Origin of the sequence: Spirosoma utsteinense (assembly GCF_014282275.1) — a bacterium.
Taxonomy (GTDB): Bacteria; Bacteroidota; Bacteroidia; order Cytophagales; family Spirosomataceae; genus Spirosoma; species Spirosoma utsteinense.
The window spans coordinates 13414-37273 of sequence record NZ_VFIA01000004.1; the positions used below are offsets into that span (position 1 = coordinate 13414).

Genomic DNA, 23860 nt, shown 5'->3' on the forward strand with positions numbered 1-23860 from the left:
TAACGTTTCAGCCCAAAAGTGGCACCGAGAGTTAGCTTGCGTAGGTTCGGTATCGAATGTGAATACGGTCTGTTCTTTTTTCTGCAATCAACAAAAAAGGTAGTCGAAAATCAATATCAGTAGTGAGTATAGCATTTAGCGTCGCTATATGTGTATCGCCAATTAAGTGACCAGGATGAAGTCGAATAATTCCGATAAATGGCTGTTTGTTCTTGAAAATTAGCGCTCCAAAATCATCATCCAGGGTTAAAACAACCCGTTTATGGTCGTATGCATAGGAAAGTATTACATGGTCTGGGGTGTTTCCTAGATCAACGTCATTAACATGAGCAACATCGATCCCTTTCTCACGCAATGTCGTTACCAAAAGCGGATTGATGTTTTCATCAGCCAGAATGGCAAAGTCTGTTAACTTCATCAGGCTGCTAAATCCACGTCAATGATCCGTTCGCTCCGCAATGTATTGATCGCGTACCGAATAGCTTCCTGAACGGCGTCAGTCGAAAGCTGGGGAAACTCGCGTACGATATCTGCAACTGATGCCCCATCAGCAACAGTCTCCAGAATCAGTTCTACACTGATACGAGTTCCTTTTATGCAGGGTTTGCCACCCAATATACCCGGTGTAGAAGCAATATGTTGATAGACCATAGTGTGTTGTTTTACGCTAATTTACACCAAAAACTGAAACACGTTAGGCTGGTCGTTCAGGTACTCAAATACGATATTCTGGTCCTGCATGCGCTGAATGAGCGGGGCGAAATCGTCCCGATTTTTCAGCTCGATACCAACAACCGCCGGACCCGTTTCGCGGTTTGTTTTCTTGGTGTATTCGAAACGGCTGATGTCGTCGGTAGGACCGAGTACGTTGAGGAAGTCTTTGAACGCACCAGCGCGCTGTGGGAAGCGGATAATGAAATAGTGTTTGAGTCCTTCGTATAAGAGCGACCGTTCTTTTATTTCTTCCGTGCGGGTAATGTCATTGTTGCCGCCACCCACCAGACACACAACGTTTTTACCCTTTATCTCGTCTTTCAGGAAATCCAGCGCGGCAATAGTCAGGGCACCGGCAGGTTCGGCTACAATCGCTTCCTCGTTATAAAGTTGCAGAATGGTCGTGCAGACTTTTCCTTCGGGAATCAACACAACCCGGTCCAGATTCTGACGACATATTTCGAAGGTGGTATCACCAACCCGCTTGACGGCGGCTCCGTCTACGAATTTGTCTATCTTATCGAGGGTAACGACGTGGCCTTCCTCCATCGCTACTTTCATGCTTGGCGATCCAAGCGGTTCTACGCCAATGAGCTTGGTTTTAGGGCTGAGTTGCTTGAAAACGGTCGAAACGCCCGAGGCTAATCCACCCCCGCCAATAGCCATGAGCAGGTAATCGATCTTAAAATTAGAGTCTTTAAAAATCTCCAATCCCACTGTTCCCTGCCCTTCCATCACCTGCACATCATCGAAGGGGTGGACGAAGATGCTGTCGTGGGTGTCGACAAACTGCCGGGCGGCATAGTAGGCATCGTCGTAGGTATCACCAACGAGTACAACCTCAACGAACTCCTTACCGAAAAGCTTCACCTGTTTCACCTTCTGGTTCGGTGTGGTAGTGGGCATGAAGATAGTCCCGTTGACAGCCATTTTGCGGCAGGCGTAGGCGAGTCCCTGCGCGTGGTTGCCGGCGCTGGCACAAACAACACCTTTGTCCAGCGCTTCCTGGGGCAGACTGGCCATCTTGTTGTAGGCCCCTCTGATCTTGTAGGACCGGACTACCTGTAGGTCTTCCCGTTTGAGGAAAATGTTGGCCCCGTACCGATCCGACAGGTTGATGTTCTCCTGAAGGGGCGTATGCGTAGCCACGCCCCGTAGCCGCTCGGCGGCCAGATAGATATTGTCGAGGTCTGGAAACGTACTTGTTTTATCGCTTTCTACTACCGTGCTCATAACGTAAAGTTAAGCAAACAACGCATTGGGGCGCTTATAAACAGTACTGGGTTATTGGTTATTGGCTCATTGACAGATAGTCAACAAGTCAATAACCAATAACCCAGTAACTTAATTACGGAAGAGGACTAGGCCCGCTCCGGGCGCAGGCTGCGAACGGCTGTGCCGGCCTGCCACATTTCTGAATCGCGCAGTTCAGCCAGTTCAACTTCCAGCTTTTCGCGGTAGTCGGGTTGCGAGTTCCGCGTAATGCTGATTTCGGCCTGCTCCTGTGATTTTACCGAGTTGTAGAGTTGCTCGAAAACAGGCTTGGTCGCGTCGCGGAAGGGCTTCCACCAGTCGAGGGCACCGCGCTGGGCAGTTGTCGAGCAGTTGGCATACATCCAGTCCATTCCGTTTTCAGCGACGAGCGGCATCAGTGACTGGGTCAACTCTTCGACGGTTTCGTTGAATGCTTCCGATGGGCTGTGTCCATTGGCGCGCAGCACTTCGTATTGAGCCGCAAAAATGCCCTGGATAGCACCCATCAGCGTACCACGCTCACCCGTCAGGTCAGACGTTACTTCTTTGTAGAAATCGGTTTCGAACAGGTAGCCTGAACCAACACCGATACCCATGGCAATAGCCTTGTTGCGGGCGTTACCGCTGGCATCCTGATAGATCGCGAACGACGAGTTCAGGCCTTTGCCTTCAACGAACAACCGGCGCAGCGAGGTACCCGATCCTTTTGGGGCAACGAGGAATACGTCGACATCAGCGGGGGGGATAATGCCTGTCTTTTCTTTGTAGGTCACACCGAAACCGTGCGAGAAATACAGCGATTTGCCGGGCTTCAGCGCTGCTTTTACCGTTGGCCATAGTTCAATTTGGGCGGCATCGGAGAGCAGGAAGCAGATGATGGTACCTTTTTCCAGCGCTTCTTCGATTTCAAACAGTGTTTCGCCCGGTACCCAACCATCGGCAACGGCCTTGTCATATGTTTTGCCTTTGCGCTGACCGACAATAACGCTAAATCCGTTGTCGCGCATGTTGAGCGACTGGCCGGGGCCCTGTACGCCATAGCCAATAACGGCGATGGTTTCGTTGGCCAGCACTTCGCGGGCGTGCTCTAATGGGAATTCTTCGCGGGTTACAACGTTTTCGACGACACCGCCGAAGTTAATTTGTGCCATGTTTGCTTGGTTTTTGGTATTCGTATTTCAGGTTAATGCGTTACAAATAGTAAGCCCATTCTGCTTCGGGCAGGTATTCGACCAGACCTTTTTCGGTTTTGCCAACGGCCACCCGGCCTGAGCGGACAAATTCGAGTATTTCGTATTGCTTTAAGTACTCGAAGAAAGCGAAGATGTCATCGTTGTTACCGGTCTTCTCGATAACTACGTAATCCAGGCCCCAGTAGACAACCCAGGCTTTGTACTGCTTGTTAATGGTTTCAACATCCAGCGACTTGGCACCCAGGGGTGTGGCAATCTTGTAGAGGGCAATTTCGTTGAACACGATCTCGTCGTTGAGGTAGCCGAACACGGCCATGACCTCAACAATTTTACGAATCTGACGAACCAGCTTTTCCACATCCTCGCGTGATTCGTGCTGGATGACGATCGTAAAGCGGGATACCCCTTTTCGCTCCGTTTCTGATACCGTCAAACTCTCAATGTTAATGCGCCGACGGGTGAAAATAATCGTGATGCGGTTAAGCAGCCCGATCGTATTCTCCGTGAATATGCAGATCGTGTAGGTAGTCATTTTACTTCAGTCTAATCTGCGAAACACTCGCGCCGGCGGGTACCATTGGGAATACATTTTCTTCTTTCTCAACAATCACTTCGAGTAGGAAGGGGCCGTCGTGTGCCAGCATCGTATCGAGAGCATCAGACAGGTTGTCGCGTTCGGAGCAGGTTTGCCCATCCATACCAAAGCCGCGGGCAATGGTAATAAAGTCGGGGTTTTGCAGCTCCACAAACGAATAGCGCCGGTCGTGAAAGAGCTGCTGCCACTGCCGGACCATACCCAGAAAATTATTGTTCAGGATGATGGCTTTAACCGGCTGCTTGTTCTGGACAATGGTTCCCAGCTCCTGCAGGGTCATCTGGAAACAGCCATCGCCGATAACCGCAACTACCTGCCGGTCGGGTGCACCAACCTGCGCACCAAAAGCGGCTGGTAAGGCAAAGCCCATCGTGCCCATACCACCCGAGGTGACAAGGCTATTGGGCCGGCGGAACTGGTAGTAGCGGGAGGCCATCATCTGATGCTGACCAACGTCGGTAACCAGAATGGCTTCACCCTTGGTTTTCGTGGAGAGCATATCGATCACTTCCGCCATTTTGATCTTCTCGCCGTTGTTGGTTAGCTCCGGCACCGTAATCTGCTCGTGTTCGATGGCTTCATACTTCCGGAATTCGTTGCGCCATACCGTGTGGTCATTGGCGTTGACAAGTGGAATCAGCGCCTTCAAAACCTCTTTCGCATCGCCTATAACCGGCGCATCGGCATGGATGATCTTGTCGATTTCCGATGGATCGATCTCGATATGAACAACTTTCGCCTGTTTGATGTATTTGCTGGCATCGCCCGTGACCCGATCATCGAAACGCATACCAATGGCAATGATCACATCGGCTTCATCGGTCAGGACGTTGGTGCCGTAATTGCCGTGCATACCCAGCCAGCCTACATAAAGCGGGTGATTCGTGGAGATGGTCGACTGGCCCAGCAGCGTTGTTGCTACGGGAATACCCGTCTTCTCGATGAATTCAAGTAATTCGCCTTCGGCTTTGGCAATCTGAACGCCATGACCAACGAAAATGTAAGGGCGTTTGGCTTCGTTGATGAGCTTAGCCGCTGCTTCGACCTGCTCTTTCTTCGGCACCAGGCGTGGTCGGTAGCTAACGATAGACCGGCACCGTTCGTAAGCGAAGGGTTTTGTCAGCATTTCCAGCTGCGCACTTTTCGTGATATCGATCAGCACAGGTCCGGGTCGGCCCGACTGCGCGATGTAAAATGCCTTCGACAGAATATCCGGTACTTCGTTTGCATCGGTTATCTGGTAATTCCATTTCGTAATCGGCATGGTAATACCAATTACATCGGCCTCCTGGAAGGCATCGGTGCCGAGCAGTTTCTTGCCTACCTGCCCAACAATACAGACCATAGGCGTGGAGTCGATCAGCGCATCGGCAATGGCTGTTACCAGATTAGTAGCCCCCGGTCCTGATGTAACCAGACAAACGCCCGCCCGACCTGTTACACGGGCATAGCCCTGAGCTGCATGACCTGCACCTTGTTCATGACGCACAAGGATATGGTTGATCCGGTCCTGAAAATCATACAACGCATCGTAAACAGGCATGATCGCTCCGCCGGGATAGCCAAAAATGGTGTCTACGCCCTCGGCTACCAGTGCCCGCATCAAGGCCTGCGAGCCGTTGATGTAGGCAGGTGCCAGAGTAACCGCTGGTGCTGTGTCTACTGCGTGGGCGATTTCCGGTTCAGTACTGGCGATTGCTTCCATGATGTATGGTCAATTTAAAAGTCGTATTCAGTTTGTTGATTTACTGTTACTCTTCGCTTGTAAGTATTTCGTAAATAGTTTCCAGTTCAATTAAGAGCGGTGTAACGTCATTTGAAATTGTTGTCCAAACTACTGTCAAGTCAACCTGAATGTAGTCGTGAATAAGTTTGTCACGCATTCCGGCTAAGCTCGCCAGGGAATTTGGGTAAACCGATTTCTAATGGTTTAGGAGAGTCGTTTTGTCGCTTCTCCCATTATTTCAAATTGCCGGATGCAGGCATCTTGCGTTCGGGTATCTATCAAAAAATTAGCTTCCTCCATATCATCCGTATAGTTGCTAATTCACTGTAAGGCCTGTAAAGTGTGCTCTATGTAGACGAGATCATCCTTCATAGATAATTTTCAGGCTTGGAGAACATGTCTTTTCAAGCGTTCATTAGTTAGTGCTCCTTCCGATACTAAATCCACTTTAGTTGCCAATTTTTCGGATAACTCATCCTCTATTTGAACAAACGTCAATAGTGATACGGGCTTTCCTAACTTAATTAGACTGTCTAAATCACTATCTGGCCTGTTTTTACCCCGCGCCCATGATCCAAAAATGCCTATCCATTCTGGTTGATACGGTTTCAGGTAATTGAGAATGGCTTGGTTTTGGCTGGCTGTTGTCATGACTTGCCTAGTTATAACTACATACAAATCAACTATTTGATCACTTGAGTTTGACAGTTATTGCTAAACCTCATCCGTTACGCACCCTTCGCTGGCTGATTTTACGTTGCGGATGTATTTACCTAACACGCCTTTTGTAAATGGAGGGGCGGGTTGCTTCCACTCGCTTTTGCGTTGCGCCATTTCTTCATCCGAAATGTGTAGTATCAGCTGGCGCGTAGTAGCGTCAATCGTGATGCGGTCGCCGTTATGCACCAAGGCAATAGGACCACCGTCGAAAGCCTCGGGTGTAACGTGACCCACCACAAAGCCGTGGGTGCCGCCCGAGAAACGGCCGTCGGTAATTAAGGCTACTTTGTCGCCGAGACCCGCGCCCATGATGGCCGAGGTTGGTTTCAGCATTTCGCTCATGCCCGGTCCACCTTTGGGACCAGCATTCCGGATAACGATAACCTGACCCGGCAAAATTTCACCCTTTTGAAGCGCATCGATCACTTCGCCTTCGTGTTCGCAAACCTTGGCGGTACCATCGAACTGCATACCTTCTTTACCCGTGATTTTGGCGACCGATCCATTGGGTGCCAGGTTACCGCGCAAAATTTGAATATGTCCGGTTTTCTTGATTGGATTCGTGATCGGCCGTACGATGGATTGTGTTTCGAAGTTCAGACTGTCTATATCGGCGAGGTTTTCGGCTATGGTTTTACCCGTTACCGTCATGCAGTCACCATGGATCATGCCTTGTTCATATAGGTACTTCATCACGGCTGGAACACCGCCAATGGCCAGCATGTCTTCCATGTAATATTTGCCGCTCGGCTTCAGATCGGCCAGAAAGGGAACCCGGTCACTAATGGCCTGAATCTCGTCGAGCGTCAGGTTAATGTCAACAGCCCGCGCAATGGCCAGATAATGGAGTACGGCATTGGTTGAGCCGCCCAATGCCATAACAATGGTAAGCGCGTTTTCGAGCGATTTCCGGGTAATGATATCTTTTGGAATGATATTCTGCTCCAGCAATATCCGCATGGCGGCACCAATTTTCTTGCACTCTTCCTGCTTGCCTGTGTGGGTGGCGGGGTAGCTGCTGCTGAACGGCAAGCTCAGGCCCATAGCCTCGATACTCGCGGCCATAGTATTGGCCGTGTACATTCCACCACAGGCACCGGCACCCGGAATGGCGTTCTTGATAACACCTTCGTAATCTTCGTCGGAGATGTTACCCGCATATTTTTTTCCCAGCGCTTCAAACGCCGAAACGATATCTAATTTCTGTCCCTTGTAATGACCCGACCGAATGGTGCCACCGTAAACCATGATACCGGGCCGGTCAAGACGGGCCATAGCCATTACAGCACCCGGCATGTTTTTATCACAGCCAACAACCGTTACCACACCATCGTACCACTGAGCAGCTACCACCGATTCGATAGAGTCGGCAATGAGGTCGCGGCTGGGTAACGAATAGCGCATGCCATCGTTGCCGTTGGTCATGCCATCTGATACACCGATCGTGTTAAAAATCAAGCCAACCAGTCCGTTCGCCTGTATCCCCTGTTTGACGTAGACCGAGAGGCCGTTCAAGTGCATGTTGCAGGTGTTACCCTCATACCCTGTACTGGCAATGCCAATCTGAGGTTTCTGCATGTCGGCCTCACTCAGGCCCACGCCATAGAGCATAGCCTTTGCCGCTGGGTTGCTGATCTCTTGGGTTAGGGTACGACTGAAACGGTTTAATGCGGTAACAGGTTGATCGGTAAGCATAATTAATATTTAGCGAAATTTCGCTGATAGTGTAATAACGCCGTAAATTAAGGAGAAGTTGCTGTAATAGGCAAGAAAAATCCGGTTTACGGTTAAAAAAACGCTATCAAACTTCAGACCTTTGCTGACGATATCAGTCAATACTATGGTAACCGAGAACGCATCTCATTACGATCACCTGGAGCAGATGTCTGTCTATGACCTACTCTCCAACATCAATAAGGAAGATAAAACGGTCCCGATGGCGGTTGAGCAGGCCATTCCCCAGATCGAAGCGCTGGTCACCCAGATTGTAGCCCGGATGCGTCGGGGCGGGCGGCTAATCTACATTGGGGCAGGCACCAGCGGTCGTTTGGGTGTGGTTGATGCCTCGGAGTGCCCACCCACGTTTGGCGTTCCCTTCGAACTGGTACTTGGCCTGATGGCGGGTGGTGACGGGGCTATCCGAAAAGCGGTGGAGAATGCCGAGGACGATGCCGAACAGGCATGGAAAGATATTGCTCCCTACAGACCAAACCCCAACGATACGGTCATTGGCATAGCGGCTTCTGGCCGTACGCCCTACGTTATCGGTGGTTTGAATCAGGCACGGGAAGCAGGCTTGCTAACGGGCTGCGTGGTATGTAACCCCGGCTCGGCGGTGGCGCAGGCTGCTGAATTTCCGGTGGAGGTAGTAACCGGACCGGAGTTCCTGACGGGCAGCACTCGTATGAAGGCTGGTACGGCGCAGAAATTGGTGCTCAACATGATCTCGACGGCGGTTATGATTCAACTGGGCCGTGTGAAGGGCAACAAGATGGTAGACATGCAACTGACCAATATAAAACTACAGGACCGGGCAGCTAAAATGGTCATGAGCGAAATTGGGGTCGGTCGGGAACAGGCAGAAGCGCTGTTAGCGCAATTTGGTAATGTCCGGGGCGCTATTGACGGCTTTGCACAAACCAATAAATAACGTGGATTAGGGACTAGTATGAATGTAAACAAAACACAATGTTGTCATCCCGACGATAGGAGGGATGACAACATAAGGCTAATTCTAACTGGCTTATTGTCAGTTATTTGTTGTCAGCGTTAGCCATAATTCACGTTAAATAGGCTGCTGTTAAAATAAGTTGCCTGAGTTGAACGTCTCTCCTTTCTGATGACAAATCGGAAAATGATAGACAACGTAATTTTGTTGATTGGACGCAATCCTGGCGTACTGGCTGGTTTAGCCGCGGCCTTAGTAAATGAAGGTTATTTGGTCCGTACAACAGACCTTGTTGAACAAGCCAGCAGCCAGTTTAATGCTGCGGAGATAAACCTGATCGCGTTTGGACGTGGCGTTGACGCCGTGACGAATGCCCGCTTGAGAGCTGACTTTTTATCCCAAAATCCAGAAGTACTGTTTGTAGATGGCTTAGCCCCTGTTATTCCCTTGCTGGTTAGACAGATTAAACAGGCTCTGTCAGGTAATCAGACGGTAGAAAGAACACTCATCAAGTTTACTTGTCAGCCAACCCGGCAGCTGGAAGTAGACGTTACGGTAACTGAAGCCTGCCGGTTAACCATCGAGGTATATGAGCTTGACGCTGTTCATACATCTCACCAACAGACACTGGTCTCTACCTACGTTAGCGCTGGCACCCATACATTCAAAATCGATGGGCAGTATGCTGTTTCTTCAACGATTAGCTTTCTGGTAGCCGGTGTAGATAACGGCGAACTACTGGTTTTACCAATAGGACCAAACAAGCCCCTTCAACTATAAATTGGCCTAAATAACCCGGACGTTACGCGCCAATGGTTGTAACTGACCACACTTGATGAGGGTTTTAGCTGTTTCGGCCAGACATTTGATCAGTGAGAAACAGCCGGTCTCTGGTATGGATTTAGCGGATAACAAAGGGAGTTGCTGTTGATCCAAAGCAAGATGCCACCCGTTTTGTTTAGCATCGGGGAAATGCTGGAAGGTGTACGTATGGATGCGCTTGAACCACTTGGAGCAGTCGGGGTGACGCGTTTGAAAATACCCCTTCACCAGGCAGGATATGGCTTCAACATGTACCCATGCCCACTTTTGTTGCGCATCCGGAAAAATTGACACCTGACCCTTAACGTCGATATACTGATTGAGTCCGCCCATCGCTTCGTCCCATGCCTGCTCACACAGATGAAGACACCAGGTTACAACCTGCATGGTCATTTTACGATCGCCGTTTTCGGCGCAGAGGTCCAGCAGATAGCCAGCTGTTTGAAACGTTAATCCAACGTTCAGCCGCCGACCTTCCGGCGTGTTGATAAACCCGCCTTCCGGCAGGATGTATTCGCGCAGTATATTGGTACGGCGGTCCAGAAATTCGGCTATGATTTCCTGAAGGGCCATGTCGGCAACGGCCTTCCCCGCTTCTTCATCAAGAAGGGGTTGCATATCCAGTACCGCTTTCAATAACTGGGTTGCTTCGCTCAGGTGCCGGACTTGGCGGTAGCCACCAATTTCCTGCTGCTGTGCCCGGCTTTTGTCCCGTTGTTCGAGCAGTTGCCCAAATACCTGTTTGGCCAGCATGGCCCATTCATCTTCGCCGGTGGCGCGATGAAGCTGGGCGTAAGCCATCACCGTTGTAGAAGCCGGGATAGTGCTGGTTGCGGGGCTGAGCGGACGACCACGCCGGTCGAGCTGGCTGTAGCAGTCGAGCGTTTCTGTATGAGCAAACTGGCTCAGCAGATTACCGCCGTGACGGGCATGGTCCAGCCAGGCGGGCTGGCCATCGAACGTATTATAGAGCCAGGCAAAAGCCCACACTTGCTGTGCCTGGGCGGCAACGGATTTATCACCTTCGATAACATCGCCCGTTGCTGACAGCATGTCGAAATAGCCACCACACAGCGAGTCCCGGCTGTTCTTAAGCCAGAAAGGCACTACCTGTCGAAGTAGTGCCTGTTGGTAATCGGCGGATAGCTTTTGAAAATCAAGCACAGAAACATCCGAAACAAGGTTCGTTAATATACCCGCTCCACTTCGCGATGCTCCTTATCTTCAGGCAGCACGAACTTCATAGGTTTCCCGACCTGGCCTGGCAACAGGGCTATTTCAAGCACCTGATCCACCGAATCGGCATAATGAAACGTGAGGTCTTTGATGTAACTCTGATTGATTTCATCGATGTCTTTCCGGTTTTTCGTGCAGAGAATCAACTCTTTGATACCCGCCCGGTTTGCCGCCAGAATCTTCTCTTTAATGCCACCCACTGGCAGAACCTTTCCGCGAAGGGTTATCTCACCCGTCATCGCCAGATAAGGTTTCACCTTACGCTGTGTATAGATCGATGCCATCGATGTCAGCATGGTAATACCCGCCGAAGGACCGTCTTTAGGTACGGCTCCAGCCGGAATGTGAACGTGCAGATCGTAATGGTTAAACGTCCGGTAGTCGATACCCAGATCGTCGGCATGGGCTTTGAGGTAGGATAGAGCCGTTATCGCCGACTCTTTCATAACATCGCCCAACTGTCCCGACAGGGTTAGCACTCCTTTGCCGCGACTGAGACTCGACTCGATCAGTAGAATCTCACCACCCACCTGCGTCCAGGCCAGTCCCGTAACGATACCTGCAATGTCGTCGTCGGCGTAGAGTTCCTTATCGAAAATCTCGGCCCCCAGCATCTTCGGTACATCGACGGCTTTAACGGTATGGTTGTACTCCTCCTCCATGGCAATGGACTTGGCTACCTTCCGGATCGTTGCGCCTATCTTTTGTTCTAGGTTACGAACGCCTGATTCACGGGTATATCCTTCGATAATCCGTAAAATGGCTTTGTCTTCGAATAGCAAATCCTTCGGCTTGAGCCCATGGTCTTTGCGCTGTTTTGGGATCAGGTATTTCTTGGCAATCTGTACCTTCTCTTCCACGGTGTAACCGGCAATATCGATGATCTCCATCCGGTCGCGCAGGGCGGGATGAATAGTATCGAGGGAGTTGGCCGTAGCAATGAATAACACCCGCGACAGATCGAACTCAGTCTCCAGGTAATTATCCATGAACGTCGAGTTTTGTTCGGGGTCCAGTACTTCGAGCAAGGCCGATGAGGGATCGCCCCGGAAGTCGGAACTCACTTTATCGATCTCGTCCAGGATGAACACCGGATTGGCCGTTCCGCACTTACGTACGTTCTGGATAATCTTGCCCGGCATGGCGCCAATGTATGTCTTGCGGTGACCGCGAATTTCGGCCTCGTCATGAACGCCACCAAGGGCCATCCGACTGTATTTACGGCCCAACGCTTTGGCGATCGACTTGCCCAGCGATGTTTTCCCAACCCCGGGAGGGCCGTAGAGACAAAGGATGGGCGCTTTCATATCGTTTTTCAGCTTCAGAACGGCCAGATACTCAATGATCCGTTCCTTCACTTTTTCGAGCCCGAAATGGTCGCCATCCAGAATTTTCTGCGCCCGCTTGAGGTCGAAATTATCTTTAGTGTATTCGTTCCAGGGCAGGTCGACCATCAGTTCGATGTAGTTCATCGTGACCGGGTACTCGGGCGCCATGGGGTTTATACGCTGTAACTTGTTCAGCTCTTTATCAAAATGAGAACGGACTTCGACAGGCCACTTTTTACGATCGGCTTTCATGCGCAGCTCGTCAATTTCGCGGTCGGGATTGTCTATGCCCAACTCATCCTGCAACACCTTCATTTGCTGGCGCAAATAATAATCGCGTTGCTGCTGATCGAGATCAGAGGAAGCTTTCGATTGAATTTCACGCTTCAGTTCAAGAAGCTGAACTTCACGAAGCATGTATTCGAGTAATACGTTAGCCTGTTGATTTCCTTCAAGCAATTCCAGCAGGCGTTGTTTGTCGGCTACGTCGGCGTTGACATTCGACGAAAGGAAATGCAGTAAAAACGTGGGGCTTTCGATGTTATCGAGCGCAATACGGGCTTCCTGAGGAATTTCCGGATTAAGACGCAGCATTTTATAGGCCGCATCTTTCAGCGACTGCAACAGCGCTTTCCCTTCCTTCTTATTTACATTCGGAAACACGTCGTCTATCTGACGCACCTGCGCCGTCATAAACGGATCTTCCTGCGTGATCTGCTGAATCTCGAAGCGTTTCTTGCCCTGAATGATGATCGTAATATTTCCATCAGGCAGCGTTATCATCTTGATGATGTAAGCCACCGTACCAAAACGGTACAGATCGTCGGCAGTGGGTTCATCTTTCTGCTGGTTTAGCTGAGCCGTTACACCGATGATGCGATTTCCTTTATACGCTTTCTTGACAAGCCGAATCGACTTGGCCCGCCCAACCGTTACGGGAATAACCATACCCGGAAACAGTACCGTATTACGGACTGGCAGGATGGGTAAATTGGGTGGTAACTCATAATCTTCATCTATACCCTCCGGTGAGCCAAGCGGCACAATCTCCAGATTGTCCGAGTCAAAATCGGCCAGTAGTAACCGGGTAGCTAATTCGTTTTCTGAAATCATAGGTACACTGTCAAACTGACAGCCTTCAAAATGCATTGGGTGTCTATTCTTCGCGGACAGGAAAAGAAGTAAAGTAATAACAAGGGCCGTGCCAGATGTGCACGTTATGACGAGACGACGGGCTGTTTGGCTATACCTACAAAATAAATAAACTTGGCGGCTACCACCTGAACAAATTTATTTACTAGAAAGAAACATCTTGAACGGTCTGATTTTTCCGAAAAACGAATGTCTTTTTCTGACCCTGGTATTGAATATTGACCATATTTACCTGATCGTCAAACATTTCCATCAGAACGGTTTGCTTCAGGGACCCGCCCCGAAAAGCCTCAGCGTAAGGCATTTCCAGATATAACCAGTTAGCGTCGGCTTCTACTTCATGGCCTACATAGCTGAACTCTTTCGGTAGTTTCTGCGGAGATACATACGCAAAATGCGAACGGACGTATTTCTCGAGAATAGCGTCCGTTTTGCCGCCGGGTGCTAAATGAACCGTTGTATTCAACTCTCTGGAAAGCCCTTTCTCAAGATCGTCTGTAAATACCCGTATACTAATCTCGAAAATTTTTTCCTTCGCGTTATACTGCATCTGGGTAACACTGGCGTGAAAATCGTGTGCCGGTCGACTAGCAGTCAGGCTAACGAGTAAAAGGCCGCAGAGAATATTCTTGAACACAGGAAATAGAGTACGTTTACGCAGCGCTTACAAAACCCCGCAATCTCGGTAAAACCACTTAAGGTTCTTTACGTACAGGTTATTAGAAAACGGCTTTAAAGACATCGTTGAAAATGGCAAATGCCATGAGTCCCAGCAGAATAACCATACCCACGCGTTGCGCAGCCTCCAGAAACCGATCGGATGGCTTGCGACCCGAAATTATCTCGTAACCCAGGATGGTAGCATGTCCGCCATCAAGCGCCGGAATGGGCAACGCATTCATGAACGCCAGCGCCATCGATAACAAGCCCGTTACTGTCCAGAAACGATCCCATACCCAAACCCCGCCAAATAAATTCTGCGCAATACCAATAGGACCGCTTAGTGCTTTTGACGCCGAAACATCGCCCCGGAAGATCTTTCCAAATCCTTTGATGTTGTCGTAAACGACTCCAAATGCCTTTTCCGTCCCAACTGTGAGGGCCTCACCAAACGTATAGTCCTGCTTGGTAACAGGCAGTAAAAATTCAGCAAAGAAGCCAATCGTGCCGTCCTCGTTCGTGGTCATGTTCAACTGAAGCGGCTTTCCACTGCGGTCGACGCCCAGCAGCACCGGCTTTTTCTTCAAGGGCTTAACCGACTCGACAAATTCGTGGTAGAACCGGATGGGCTTTCCGTTGACGCTTGTAATAACATCGCCCGGTTTTAGTCCCGCTTTGGCCGCCGGCTGACCGGGGGCCAGTTCTGCCACTTTAAACGGACGGATAGGCTCAATAAATTCACCGGCACTTTTCTTATCGGCGAGTTTATCGACAAAGTTGTTAGGTATATCGATGTCTATAAACTGGCCATTACGATCTACCGTATAGGTGCTGTTGTCACCCAAGAACACCTCTGAACTGCGGATTTCGTTAAAATCGTTGATGGGCTTTCCGTTGACCTTCACAATTTTATCACCCGTTTGCAGACCAATACTCTTGGCAAGATCATAGGCTACGATACCGTATTGAGCGTCTTTGGCAGCCAGATAGGTGTTACCGTTCTTATACGCCAGGACCACAAAGATCAGGATACCCACAATTACATTGACAATAATACCGCCAAGCATCACGACCAGGCGCTGCCAGGCTGGTTTTGCCCGGAACTCCCACGGCTGGGGTTCGGCCTTCATCTGAGCGGTGTCGAGCGACTCATCGATCATTCCCGAAATTTTGACGAACCCGCCCAGCGGAATTGCTCCGATACCGTATTCAGTTTCGCCCCGCTTAATGCTGAAGACTTTAGGTGGAAAGCCAATAAAATACTGCTCAACCCGCATACCAAACGCTTTGGCAGCCAGCAGGTGACCTAACTCATGTAACCCAACTAAAATAGACAGTCCCAAAATGAGCTGCCCTGCCATGATTAAACCTTCCATTATTTACAGTTTACTATTTTATAAATAGGTTGGCAAGCCGTGTAATTGAACGAACTAGACATTGCCGGTGTGATGGGGGAGAATTGCTCTGTTTTATAAACAACTAAACCAAACTTTTGATTCGCTCCCTGGCCAGTCGACGCGTTTCTTCGTCAGTTTTGACATAATCGTCATAGTTGGGTGCCTGAACAAAGGTCGATTTGGCCAGACACGACTCGATGATTTCAGAAATCTCCAGAAAACCAATCTGATCCTGTAAAAAAGCCTCGACAGCAACCTCATTGGCTGCGTTGATAATACAGGGCGCATTGCCACCCCGGTCCAGCGCATCGAAAGCGAGTTGCAGGTTTCGGAATGTATCCAGATCGGGCTGCTCAAATGTCAACGATGGATAGTCCATAAAATTGAAACGCGGGAAGTCAGACTTTAATCGGTTGGGATACCCGAGCGCAAACTGAATAGGTAACCGCATATCGGGCAAACCCATTTGCGCCTTTAAACTCCCATCCTCAAACTGCACCAGTGAGTGAATGATGCTTTGCGGATGAACGACCACGTCGATCTGGGCGGGCGTCAGATTAAAGAGCCATTTGGCTTCGATTACTTCCAGTCCCTTGTTCATGAGCGTGGCCGAGTCGATGGTGATTTTAGCCCCCATCGTCCAGTTCGGGTGTTTCAGCGCCTGCGCTTTGGTAACAGTTGACAGAAAATCTTTCGACTTTCCCCGGAACGGACCGCCGGAGGCCGTCAGTATGATCTTCTCGATGGGATTGTGAAACTCGCCGACCAGACACTGGAAAATGGCCGAATGCTCCGAATCGACGGGGTAGATATTGATACTCTTCTGGGCGGCTAACCGGGTAATGAGTTCGCCCGCCACAACGAGCGTTTCTTTGTTAGCTAGAGCAATGGATTTTCCCGCTTCGATTGCCTTGATCGTTGGCAGCAAACCCGAATAGCCGACCATAGCCGTCAGCACCATATCGACGGTGTCCATCTGAACCACTGAGGCAATGGCGGCCGACCCGGCATATACCTTGATACCCAGCGGGTCGAGCGCGGAGAAGACCTGGTCGTAGCGGTCTTCGTTGCAGATGACAACTACGTTGGGTTTCAGCTCAACGGCTTGCTGAATCAGTAAATCGGCGTTGTTATTTGTCGTCAGCACCTCGACCTGGAATTGATCAGGATAAGCTTTGACAACCTCTACGGCCTGCGTTCCAATGGAACCGGTAGAGCCGAGAATAGCGATATGGCGTTTTTGCATAGAATTAGCGGGCTGATTGCCAGCCTAACGTGTCAAAAATGGTACGGGCGTACTGGCTCGCCTGGTTTTGTTCGGCAAAGCAGGTCATAGCGCCCAGGTTGCTCGGCCAGGATTTCTGACCGAAGGTGACTAGTGCATCGGCGACGGCCGTAGGACTTTCTGCGTTTATTACCTGACCCAATTGCCTGGTTTTTACCAGTTGGCCCATAAGCCCGTAATCCGATGACAACACCGGTTTGCCAGCCGCAGCCGCCCGAACCAGCACGGCGCTCATACCGATATGCCGCTGATAAAGCGTAATCACCAGATCCGACAGGCTGAAGTACGGTTGAATAGCGGTCTCGCTAACGAATGAATGCTGGCGAACCAACTGAACTGCCGTGTCTGCTGTCAGCGTATCGAGGCTGGTTGCTAAAGCCGGGGCAATGCGGTCATCTACCGGTCCAACCAGCAACAGGCACCACCTGGCTTGCTGATCGGGAGACAGGCGTTTCAGCGCGTCGACCAGCGTGAACAATCCTTTTCGCTCGTCCAACTGGCCGAATACAAGCATGACCTGGCGCGTTGGCTCAATACCCAGCTTGTTGCGAAGCATAACGGCCTCGGCATCTGTTGCGGGATATACTTCGACTGGATCGGGCAGATAGGCAGCTACCTGCCGCCCGGCCCACTGGTTAAGGGGCTGCACAACGAAAGGGTCCAGGCAGAACAGCGCTTTTAGCGAGCGTCGGCGAACAACCAGCCGGATGAGCTGGCGTTTTCGCCATCCCTGTAGTTTCTCCCGGCTGTTGGCAGGCGGGTGTCCCCAGGCTTCGTAGTGAAAAACTGGCCGAAAAAAGATACCTGCTACCGGACATGGCAGGCGCTGGGCCAGTCCGAACGCCATTTGAAAGGTATCGAAATACATCAGCAGTATCTGGTTAACCTGCCACTGCCGGGCATATTGGGTAACAAGTTCCCATTCGTACTGCATTTGAAAGACCAGCCGACCACGGCTGATCCGGTGCGCTTCTTCGGCGTCACTGATAACGACAAGGTGAACCGTTGGCGCGTCCTGAGCCAGCGCCACCAGCCCGGGGTGCATCGTCAGGAACGCGGGCGATACGACAACGATCAGTTCGCCTGCTATATCCCACATATGCCAGTACCGGATCAGGTGATGCATATAACCCGCATGGTGGCCGGTAGGATTCATGTCGAAAAGCAGCAGTCGATTGGTCACGCGCGAAGATGAAGTGGGAATGTTGAGTGGTTTGTTTAAAAAGCTTATACCGGGCTGCTGGTGAGCTTCAGCAACTCGTCGGCGATGACGCGGTCATTGGCCAGACGCGGTACTTTATTCTGGCCGCCCAGCTTACCCTGGCTTTTCATATAGCGCTGAAAGGCACCGCGCGACAGGCTTGTTAGTTTAAGCGGTTGCAGAATGGCGCCTTTGATGAGATCATCGTAGTACACGTTCAGCCTGGTCAATCGATTGTCGATGTCGCGGGCAAATGCTTCGGGATTGCCCGGTGGTGTAGCGAACTCAATGAACCATTCATGATACGGCAGTCCTTCACGCGGGCTGACCATGGGAGCTACCGTAAATTCAACGACTTCTGTTTCGGGCTGTTGCTGCATGGCAAATTGCAGGGCCTTCTCAACTTCCTCACCGATAACATGTTCGCCGAAAGCGGATATAAAATGCTTGATGCGGCCCGTCACCAGGAGCCGGTAGGGTTCCCGCGAGACGAACTTGACCGTGTCGCCCAGGGAGTAGCCCCATAATCCGGCGTTGTTATTGATAATGACGGCATAGTTCTTGCCCAGTTCTACTTCATCGATGGTCAGCCGTCGCGGATTTTCGCTGAAGTAGTCTTCGGCGGCAATGAACTCGTAGAAGATACCACTGTCTAGGAGCATCAATAGACCTTCCTCGGTCTGGCTGTCCTGAAACGCAATGAATCCTTCCGAGGCCGGGTATGTCTCAATGGAGTCTATGCGCTTGCCAATACTTTCGACTAGTTTGGCTCGGTAGGGCTCGAAGTTGACACCGCCGTAGACAAACACCGAGAAGTCAGGAAACACATCTTTGATGAGTTTGCCCGTTCGTTCCTGGATACGGTCGAAGTACATCTGTACCCAGGGGGGAATTCCTGAGATAAGCGACATCGGCTGGTCGATGGTCTCGTCGATGATACGCTCCAGTTTGTTCTCCCAGTCGTCAATGATGTTGGTTTCGTAGCTGGGCAGTTGGTTGGTGCGCAGATAAGCCGGCACATGGTGATTGGCAATGCCTGACAAACGCCCGATGTTTATGCCCGCTTTCTGAGTCAGTTCGGGGCTTCCCGAAAGAAAAATCAGCTTCTTGTCCAGAAATGCACTGTTGCCCGTTTCGTTGATATAGTTCAGCAGCGCATCGCGGGCCGAGTTGATATGGTTAGGAATAGAGTCGTGGGTAATAGGAATGTATTTGGTGCCTGATGTGGTACCGGAGGTTTTGGCGAAGTACAGCGGTTTTCCTTTCCAGAGAACATCCGATTCACCCGCCAGAATACGCTCAACATACGGTTTCAGGGCTTCATAATCGCGAATGGGCACCGCCTGCCGGAAGTCGGCAACCGTTTGCACATCCTTGAACCGGTGATCTCGCCCGAAAGCCGTATCCTTTCCGCCCGCTATCAACTGCCTAAGCCAGCGCTGTTGTGTCTCGGCAGGCTGGTACATCCATGCCTGCTGCCGCTCCACAACCCACTTTGCCAATGGCTTACTCAACACTGATCGAACGCCCATAGTGGTGCAAAAGTAATGGATAATGGGGAATGAAGGGTGGATAAAGCGTGGACTGTTCCCGTCGCGCGTCCAGGTTGGCAAGCGTCGTGAGCGGGTATGGATTTTGGATTATTTTATTTCCATACGCCTGACACTCATCTCAAAAATAGACTACTCTATTCCAATGATGGGCGTTGTTTCTCTTGAATAATCCATATTTTTGCAAACCTGTCAAGTAAACTACATTCGTAACGCGGCACTCGGTGCCAACCTGAAATGGGACTTTTCAATTTTTTAACCAGCGACATTGCTATCGACCTGGGTACGGCGAACACCTTGATTATTCACAAGGATCGGATCGTGGTGGACGAGCCTTCGATTATTGCGATGGACAAAGTCAGTGGCAAGGTGCTGGCCATTGGTCATAAGGCCATGCAAATGCACGAAAAGACCAACGAAAACATCAAGACCATTCGCCCTCTCAAAGATGGCGTAATCGCTGACTTTACAGCGGCCGAACTAATGATTCGGGGTATGATAAAGATGATCGATACCGGGAGTAAGCTCTTTTCGCCCTCACACCGGATGGTTATCTGTATTCCCTCAGGTATCACGGAAGTAGAAAAGCGGGCCGTTAAGGATTCGGCCGAACATGCGGGTGCTAAAGAAGTGTATATGGTTCACGAACCGATCGCAGCCGCTATCGGTATCGGTATCGATATTACGCAGCCCAACGGTACGATGATCGTCGATATCGGCGGTGGAACGACCGAAATTGCCGTTATCGCGCTCTCAGGCATTGTCTGCGAACAGTCGATTCGGATTGCGGGCGACGTATTCACCCGTGATATTGTCGATTATATGCGTCGGGAACACAACCTGCTGATTGGCGAACGGTCTGCTGAGCAAATCAAGATGGAAGTTGGCTCAGCCCTCCCCGAACTCGACAATCCACCTGCCGACTATGAGATCCGGGGCCGCGACTTAATGACGGGTATTCCTAAGGAGATTAAAGTTACCTACAGTGAAATTGCTTACGCGCTCGACAAATCCATCTCGAAAATTGAAGAGGCTACCATGAAAGCCCTCGAAATTTCGCCCCCGGAGCTGTCGGCCGATATTTATACCAATGGCATTCACCTGACCGGTGGCGGAGCGCTGCTGCATGGTCTCGACAAACGCCTGGCCGCCAAAACCAAGTTGCCGATTCACGTGGCCGATGATCCGCTCAAGGCAGTTGTGAAAGGAACAGGCGAAGTGATCAAAAATTTAGATATGTACCGGTCGGTACTGATTAGCTAATGTAGTGCCGGCTGTAGAGCTATTTCTGTACAGCCGGCCTATACATCCGGCACTACTTATGGGAGAGTTAGTTGACTTTTTCGTTCGAAGTCGCAACTTCATTCTGTTTATACTGCTGGAGGTGCTTTGCTTCTATTTCATCATCAATACCAGCAATTACTGGAGTGCGACCTATTTTAACACCTCGAACCGGTATGCGGCCAGGGTGTTGGCATGGTCGAATGCGGCTAATGAATATGCGCGTCTGGCGCAGGTAAACGCTGATCTGGCTACAGAAAACCAGCGGCTCAATACGCAGTTGACCCAATTACTGCAAAGTAAACCCCTGTCTCCGGACGAATACAAAGCCGATTCTACCTTCGCTGGCCGCTTCAACTTTACCGTGGCTAAAGTGGTTAACAACACAACGCAGTTTGCCAACAACTACATTACGATCGATAAAGGCACCAACGATGGGATACGGCCGGGCATGGGTGTTATTTCGCCAACGGGAGTAGTAGGCAAAGTGAAAGTCTGCAACCAGCACTTTTCGGTTATCACCTCCATTCTTCATTCTGACTTCCTGGTCTCGTCACAGCTCGTAAAGGCCAAAGAGATTGGCTCTGCCAAATGGGATGGGGGCGATCCACATCTGATCAAGCTCAATGACATCGCTATCTCGCGCGACAAACCTATTGCCAAAGGAGATTCGGTTGTCACATCGGAGTTTAACTCGACCTTTCCGCCGAATGTGTTGGTAGGCCGGGTCCGTTCGGTTGGTATTCAGCCAAACCAGACCTTTCACGACATCACCCTGAACCTGGCTACCAACTTCAGCAATCTATCGTTTGTATACGTGGTTGAAAATCGCCTGAAAGACCAGCAGGAACAATTAGAAAAACAAGTCGAATCCGAGAAATGACGCTGCGCGAAATCCTGTCTACAACCCTGCTTTTCGTGCTCTACCTGGCTCTGCAACTGCTGCTTGCCCGTAACCTGGTGCTATTCGACTACGCCTTCTGCTTTGTCTACATTGCCTGTGTCTTGCTGTTGCCGAACGAAACAAGCCTGACCTGGCTGTTAGTGATTGCGTTCGCAACCGGCATCATTGTCGATACATTCTACAATACGCTGGGTATGCATGCGGCCGCCACGGTACTTATGGCCTATTGCCGCCCGCTCATTGTTCGGGCGCAGATCGACGTACCGGGCGTGGAGTCACGCATTGAGTTCTCGCTAAAGGAATTAGGGCCGGGTGCCTTTTTTCGGTATGTTTTTGTGTTGACGCTGATTCATCATACCGCTTTATTTTTTATTGAAGCCAGCAGCCTGGCCCTCCTGGCACCCACATTGATTCGGGTAATTGCCAGTACACTGTTCACCTCAGTAAGTATTGTATTGATTCAGTTCTTTACACGCAACTAACATGGCCGAAACACTTAGTATACCGCAACATGCCACCCGGCGGGCAATCTATGAGATTCTTATCCCTCAAATTGCCGCACTGGTCGATGGCGAACCAGACTTGATTGCCAATCTTGCCAATATCACGGCAGCCCTGAAAGAAGCGTTCGGGTTCTTCTGGGTCGGCTTTTATCTGAAAAAAGAGGATCAATTGGTATTGGGCCCTTTTCAGGGGCCGATTGCCTGCACGCGTATTGCCTTCGAAAAGGGCGTTTGCGGAGCAGCCTATACCCGTCGACAAACCATCATAGTGCCCGACGTAGAGCAGTTTCCTGGCCATATTGCCTGTAGTTCAGCATCAAAATCAGAGATAGTCGTGCCTGTATTTGACCAGGACGGGACGGTGACAATGGTGCTGGACGTAGACAGCGACCAATTGGACGATTTCAGTGATGTCGATGCCGCGGGGCTAGAGCGGATTGTGGCGCTTATTCGCCGGATGTAATGCGGGCCTTCACCCCGAGTTTGCAGTAAACTCCCTCAGTTGCTGTCTTTTGCTGCAAACTCGTCACTACCATGGTTTCTTTACTTTCGCGCCGGTCGTTTGTCCGGCAGGCGTCGCTGGCCACGGCAGCCGGCATTGCGGTGCCAACTATCCTGTCGGCAAAACCACTCCCTAAGCCGGTAGCTGAAACGATTGTGGGGCATAACGGATTCCGGTATCGGGTGGTACCGGGGTGGGGCGTGCTGGATGCGGGGAAAAATCCGGTCAACGACTGCCATGAGATGGTGCAGGATGCTAAAGGCCGTATTATCCTGCTCACCAACGAGACAAAAAACAACGTCCTCATTTACGATAAATCGGGAAAGCTCCTCGATACATGGGGGCATGAGTACCCCGGTGGTCATGGCCTGACGATTGGGGGCGAGGGTAATGACCAGTACCTGCTGATTGCCGACACCGATCGGCACCAGGTGATTAAAACCGATCTCAAAGGCCGTGAGCTGATGAAGCTGGAGTACCCGAAGGAAACGGGCAAATATGCCTACCCGTCGCAGTACAAACCTACCGAAACGGCTGTAAATCCCGCTAATGGCGATATATATGTGGTGGATGGCTACGGGTTAAACTATGTCATGCAGTACGATAAAACCGGAAAGCTTATCCGCTACTGGGGCGGTAAAGGAGAGGGTGACGAAACCTTCGACTGTTGCCACGGCATCGTGGTCGATCGGCGCCGGGCCGACGCGCCAACATTGATCATTACCGATCGACGGCGTAATGCACTCAAACGGTTTACGCTCGACGGGAAGTATAAATCGACCATTGCCCTGCCGGGTTCGTACATCTGCCGCCCGGTCATTCATGGTGATAACCTGTATGGGGCCGTCTTTCGAAGCACATCCGACTCCTATCCGGACTCGGGTTACATCCAGATTCTGGATAAGAATGATCGGGTTGTCTCGACGCCCGGTGGCTCTGAACCTCTCTATCAGGGAAGTAAACTCGGTGAACAGCGGAAAGACCAAAATCAGGCCGTTTTTCTGCACCCGCACGACGTTCTGGTCGACGGAGATGAAAGCGTTTACGTAGCGCAATGGGCTTCTAAAAAAACATATCCTATTAAACTTGAGCGGGTAGCCTGATTCTGGTTGTCTGATTTTCAGCAGGTTACTTTGCTGGCAGGCCAGGGCTCTTTTTTATCGAGGACT

At 50.7% G+C, this 23860-nt stretch carries 24 protein-coding genes; 7 read left to right on the forward strand and 17 right to left on the reverse strand.

Annotated elements, in window-relative coordinates:
• Positions 1-31 precede the first annotated feature (31 nt).
• The 10 genes from FH603_RS03695 to ilvD form a co-directional block, all read right to left on the reverse strand.
• On the reverse strand, positions 32-418 hold the full coding sequence (locus FH603_RS03695) for a DUF5615 family PIN-like protein (protein ID WP_186736120.1): 387 nt from the start codon (positions 416-418) through the stop codon (positions 32-34).
• Entirely contained in the window at positions 418-651 is a 234-nt protein-coding gene (locus FH603_RS03700) for a DUF433 domain-containing protein (protein ID WP_186736121.1), read from the reverse strand. The genes FH603_RS03695 and FH603_RS03700 overlap by 1 nt, the downstream gene beginning before the upstream one ends.
• A 21-nt stretch (positions 652-672) precedes the next feature.
• Positions 673-1947 carry a threonine ammonia-lyase gene (gene ilvA / locus FH603_RS03705; protein ID WP_186736122.1) on the reverse strand — a complete coding sequence of 425 codons (1275 nt, stop codon included), beginning with the start codon at positions 1945-1947 and terminating at the stop codon, positions 673-675.
• 128 nt (positions 1948-2075) lie between these two features.
• Positions 2076-3119, reverse strand: a complete 1044-nt coding sequence (ilvC, locus tag FH603_RS03710) for a ketol-acid reductoisomerase (RefSeq protein ID WP_186736123.1) — start codon at positions 3117-3119, stop codon at positions 2076-2078.
• Positions 3120-3159: 40 nt separating this feature from the next.
• Positions 3160-3693 (reverse strand): acetolactate synthase small subunit, encoded by a 534-nt coding sequence (gene ilvN, locus FH603_RS03715; protein WP_186736124.1) that lies wholly within the window; start codon positions 3691-3693, stop codon positions 3160-3162.
• A 1-nt stretch (position 3694) separates the two neighbouring features.
• Positions 3695-5461: a biosynthetic-type acetolactate synthase large subunit gene (gene ilvB, locus FH603_RS03720; protein WP_186736125.1), complete on the reverse strand. Its 1767-nt coding sequence runs from the start codon at positions 5459-5461 to the stop codon at positions 3695-3697.
• Positions 5462-5507: 46 nt separating this feature from the next.
• On the reverse strand, positions 5508-5639 hold the full coding sequence (locus FH603_RS29200; RefSeq protein ID WP_208493012.1) for a HepT-like ribonuclease domain-containing protein: 132 nt from the start codon (positions 5637-5639) through the stop codon (positions 5508-5510).
• A 47-nt stretch (positions 5640-5686) separates the two neighbouring features.
• Entirely contained in the window at positions 5687-5782 is a 96-nt protein-coding gene (locus FH603_RS29205; RefSeq protein ID WP_394366367.1) for a ribonuclease HepT family protein, read from the reverse strand.
• 81 nt (positions 5783-5863) lie between these two features.
• A complete protein-coding gene (locus FH603_RS03730; protein WP_186736126.1) occupies positions 5864-6133 on the reverse strand; it encodes a nucleotidyltransferase family protein in 270 nt (89 codons plus the stop codon).
• Positions 6134-6196: 63 nt separating this feature from the next.
• Positions 6197-7897: a dihydroxy-acid dehydratase gene (ilvD, locus tag FH603_RS03735; RefSeq protein ID WP_186736127.1), complete on the reverse strand. Its 1701-nt coding sequence runs from the start codon at positions 7895-7897 to the stop codon at positions 6197-6199.
• A 130-nt stretch (positions 7898-8027) separates the two neighbouring features.
• On the opposite strand from ilvD, the gene murQ reads away from it, so the two are divergent.
• Both murQ and FH603_RS03745 read left to right on the forward strand, forming a co-directional pair.
• Positions 8028-8852 (forward strand): N-acetylmuramic acid 6-phosphate etherase, encoded by an 825-nt coding sequence (gene murQ, locus FH603_RS03740; protein WP_317171216.1) that lies wholly within the window; start codon positions 8028-8030, stop codon positions 8850-8852.
• Between the two features lie 189 nt (positions 8853-9041).
• Entirely contained in the window at positions 9042-9650 is a 609-nt protein-coding gene (locus FH603_RS03745; RefSeq protein ID WP_186736129.1) for a hypothetical protein, read from the forward strand.
• 6 nt (positions 9651-9656) lie between these two features.
• Here the strand turns inward: FH603_RS03745 and FH603_RS03750 are convergent, their stop codons facing one another.
• The 7 genes from FH603_RS03750 to FH603_RS03780 all read right to left on the reverse strand — a co-directional run bounded on the left by FH603_RS03750 (position 9657) and on the right by FH603_RS03780 (position 19483).
• Positions 9657-10856 (reverse strand): AGE family epimerase/isomerase, encoded by a 1200-nt coding sequence (locus FH603_RS03750; protein WP_186736130.1) that lies wholly within the window; start codon positions 10854-10856, stop codon positions 9657-9659.
• Between the two features lie 23 nt (positions 10857-10879).
• On the reverse strand, positions 10880-13369 hold the full coding sequence (gene lon / locus FH603_RS03755; protein ID WP_186736131.1) for an endopeptidase La: 2490 nt from the start codon (positions 13367-13369) through the stop codon (positions 10880-10882).
• 184 nt (positions 13370-13553) lie between these two features.
• Positions 13554-14045, reverse strand: coding sequence for a DUF6702 family protein (locus FH603_RS03760; RefSeq protein ID WP_317171212.1), 492 nt, complete (start codon positions 14043-14045; stop codon positions 13554-13556).
• Positions 14046-14127: 82 nt separating this feature from the next.
• The gene (gene rseP / locus FH603_RS03765) at positions 14128-15444 is read right to left on the reverse strand and encodes an RIP metalloprotease RseP (RefSeq protein WP_186736132.1); all 1317 of its coding nucleotides are present in this window, start codon (positions 15442-15444) and stop codon (positions 14128-14130) included.
• 103 nt (positions 15445-15547) lie between these two features.
• Positions 15548-16711, reverse strand: coding sequence for a 1-deoxy-D-xylulose-5-phosphate reductoisomerase (locus FH603_RS03770; RefSeq protein ID WP_186736133.1), 1164 nt, complete (start codon positions 16709-16711; stop codon positions 15548-15550).
• Between the two features lie 4 nt (positions 16712-16715).
• Positions 16716-17933, reverse strand: a complete 1218-nt coding sequence (locus FH603_RS29070) for a glycosyltransferase family 4 protein (protein WP_186736134.1) — start codon at positions 17931-17933, stop codon at positions 16716-16718.
• Between the two features lie 44 nt (positions 17934-17977).
• Positions 17978-19483 (reverse strand): GH3 auxin-responsive promoter family protein, encoded by a 1506-nt coding sequence (locus FH603_RS03780; RefSeq protein ID WP_186736135.1) that lies wholly within the window; start codon positions 19481-19483, stop codon positions 17978-17980.
• Between the two features lie 255 nt (positions 19484-19738).
• Between FH603_RS03780 and FH603_RS03785 the strand changes: the two genes are divergently transcribed.
• The 5 genes from FH603_RS03785 (at position 19739) to FH603_RS03805 (ending at position 23794) form a co-directional block, all read left to right on the forward strand.
• The gene (locus FH603_RS03785; RefSeq protein ID WP_186736136.1) at positions 19739-20764 is read left to right on the forward strand and encodes a rod shape-determining protein; all 1026 of its coding nucleotides are present in this window, start codon (positions 19739-19741) and stop codon (positions 20762-20764) included.
• Between the two features lie 58 nt (positions 20765-20822).
• On the forward strand, positions 20823-21665 hold the full coding sequence (gene mreC / locus FH603_RS03790; protein ID WP_186736137.1) for a rod shape-determining protein MreC: 843 nt from the start codon (positions 20823-20825) through the stop codon (positions 21663-21665).
• Positions 21662-22168, forward strand: a complete 507-nt coding sequence (locus FH603_RS03795) for a hypothetical protein (protein WP_186736138.1) — start codon at positions 21662-21664, stop codon at positions 22166-22168. Before mreC ends, FH603_RS03795 begins: the two co-directional genes overlap by 4 nt.
• 1 nt (position 22169) lies before the next feature.
• Positions 22170-22652: a GAF domain-containing protein gene (locus tag FH603_RS03800; protein WP_186736139.1), complete on the forward strand. Its 483-nt coding sequence runs from the start codon at positions 22170-22172 to the stop codon at positions 22650-22652.
• A gap of 71 nt (positions 22653-22723) precedes the next feature.
• A complete protein-coding gene (locus FH603_RS03805; protein WP_186736140.1) occupies positions 22724-23794 on the forward strand; it encodes a 6-bladed beta-propeller in 1071 nt (356 codons plus the stop codon).
• Positions 23795-23860: the final 66 nt, after the last annotated feature.

Excerpts from the sequence above, each read along its gene's own strand:
- FH603_RS03695 (WP_186736120.1), bottom strand. The coding sequence starts at position 418 with ATGAAGTTAACAGACTTTGCCATTCTGGCTGATGAAAACATCAATCCG.
- FH603_RS03700 (WP_186736121.1), bottom strand. The coding sequence starts at position 651 with ATGGTCTATCAACATATTGCTTCTACACCGGGTATATTGGGTGGCAAA.
- ilvA (WP_186736122.1), bottom strand. The coding sequence starts at position 1,947 with ATGAGCACGGTAGTAGAAAGCGATAAAACAAGTACGTTTCCAGACCTC.
- ilvC (WP_186736123.1), bottom strand. The coding sequence starts at position 3,119 with ATGGCACAAATTAACTTCGGCGGTGTCGTCGAAAACGTTGTAACCCGC.
- ilvN (WP_186736124.1), bottom strand. The coding sequence starts at position 3,693 with ATGACTACCTACACGATCTGCATATTCACGGAGAATACGATCGGGCTG.
- ilvB (WP_186736125.1), bottom strand. The coding sequence starts at position 5,461 with ATGGAAGCAATCGCCAGTACTGAACCGGAAATCGCCCACGCAGTAGAC.
- FH603_RS29200 (WP_208493012.1), bottom strand. The coding sequence starts at position 5,639 with ATGCGTGACAAACTTATTCACGACTACATTCAGGTTGACTTGACAGTA.
- FH603_RS29205 (WP_394366367.1), bottom strand. The coding sequence starts at position 5,782 with ATGGAGGAAGCTAATTTTTTGATAGATACCCGAACGCAAGATGCCTGC.
- FH603_RS03730 (WP_186736126.1), bottom strand. The coding sequence starts at position 6,133 with ATGACAACAGCCAGCCAAAACCAAGCCATTCTCAATTACCTGAAACCG.
- ilvD (WP_186736127.1), bottom strand. The coding sequence starts at position 7,897 with ATGCTTACCGATCAACCTGTTACCGCATTAAACCGTTTCAGTCGTACC.
- FH603_RS03745 (WP_186736129.1), top strand. The coding sequence starts at position 9,042 with ATGACAAATCGGAAAATGATAGACAACGTAATTTTGTTGATTGGACGC.
- lon (WP_186736131.1), bottom strand. The coding sequence starts at position 13,369 with ATGATTTCAGAAAACGAATTAGCTACCCGGTTACTACTGGCCGATTTT.
- rseP (WP_186736132.1), bottom strand. The coding sequence starts at position 15,444 with ATGGAAGGTTTAATCATGGCAGGGCAGCTCATTTTGGGACTGTCTATT.
- FH603_RS03770 (WP_186736133.1), bottom strand. The coding sequence starts at position 16,711 with ATGCAAAAACGCCATATCGCTATTCTCGGCTCTACCGGTTCCATTGGA.
- FH603_RS03780 (WP_186736135.1), bottom strand. The coding sequence starts at position 19,483 with ATGGGCGTTCGATCAGTGTTGAGTAAGCCATTGGCAAAGTGGGTTGTG.
- FH603_RS03785 (WP_186736136.1), top strand. The coding sequence starts at position 19,739 with ATGGGACTTTTCAATTTTTTAACCAGCGACATTGCTATCGACCTGGGT.
- mreC (WP_186736137.1), top strand. The coding sequence starts at position 20,823 with ATGGGAGAGTTAGTTGACTTTTTCGTTCGAAGTCGCAACTTCATTCTG.
- FH603_RS03795 (WP_186736138.1), top strand. The coding sequence starts at position 21,662 with ATGACGCTGCGCGAAATCCTGTCTACAACCCTGCTTTTCGTGCTCTAC.
- FH603_RS03800 (WP_186736139.1), top strand. The coding sequence starts at position 22,170 with ATGGCCGAAACACTTAGTATACCGCAACATGCCACCCGGCGGGCAATC.
- FH603_RS03805 (WP_186736140.1), top strand. The coding sequence starts at position 22,724 with ATGGTTTCTTTACTTTCGCGCCGGTCGTTTGTCCGGCAGGCGTCGCTG.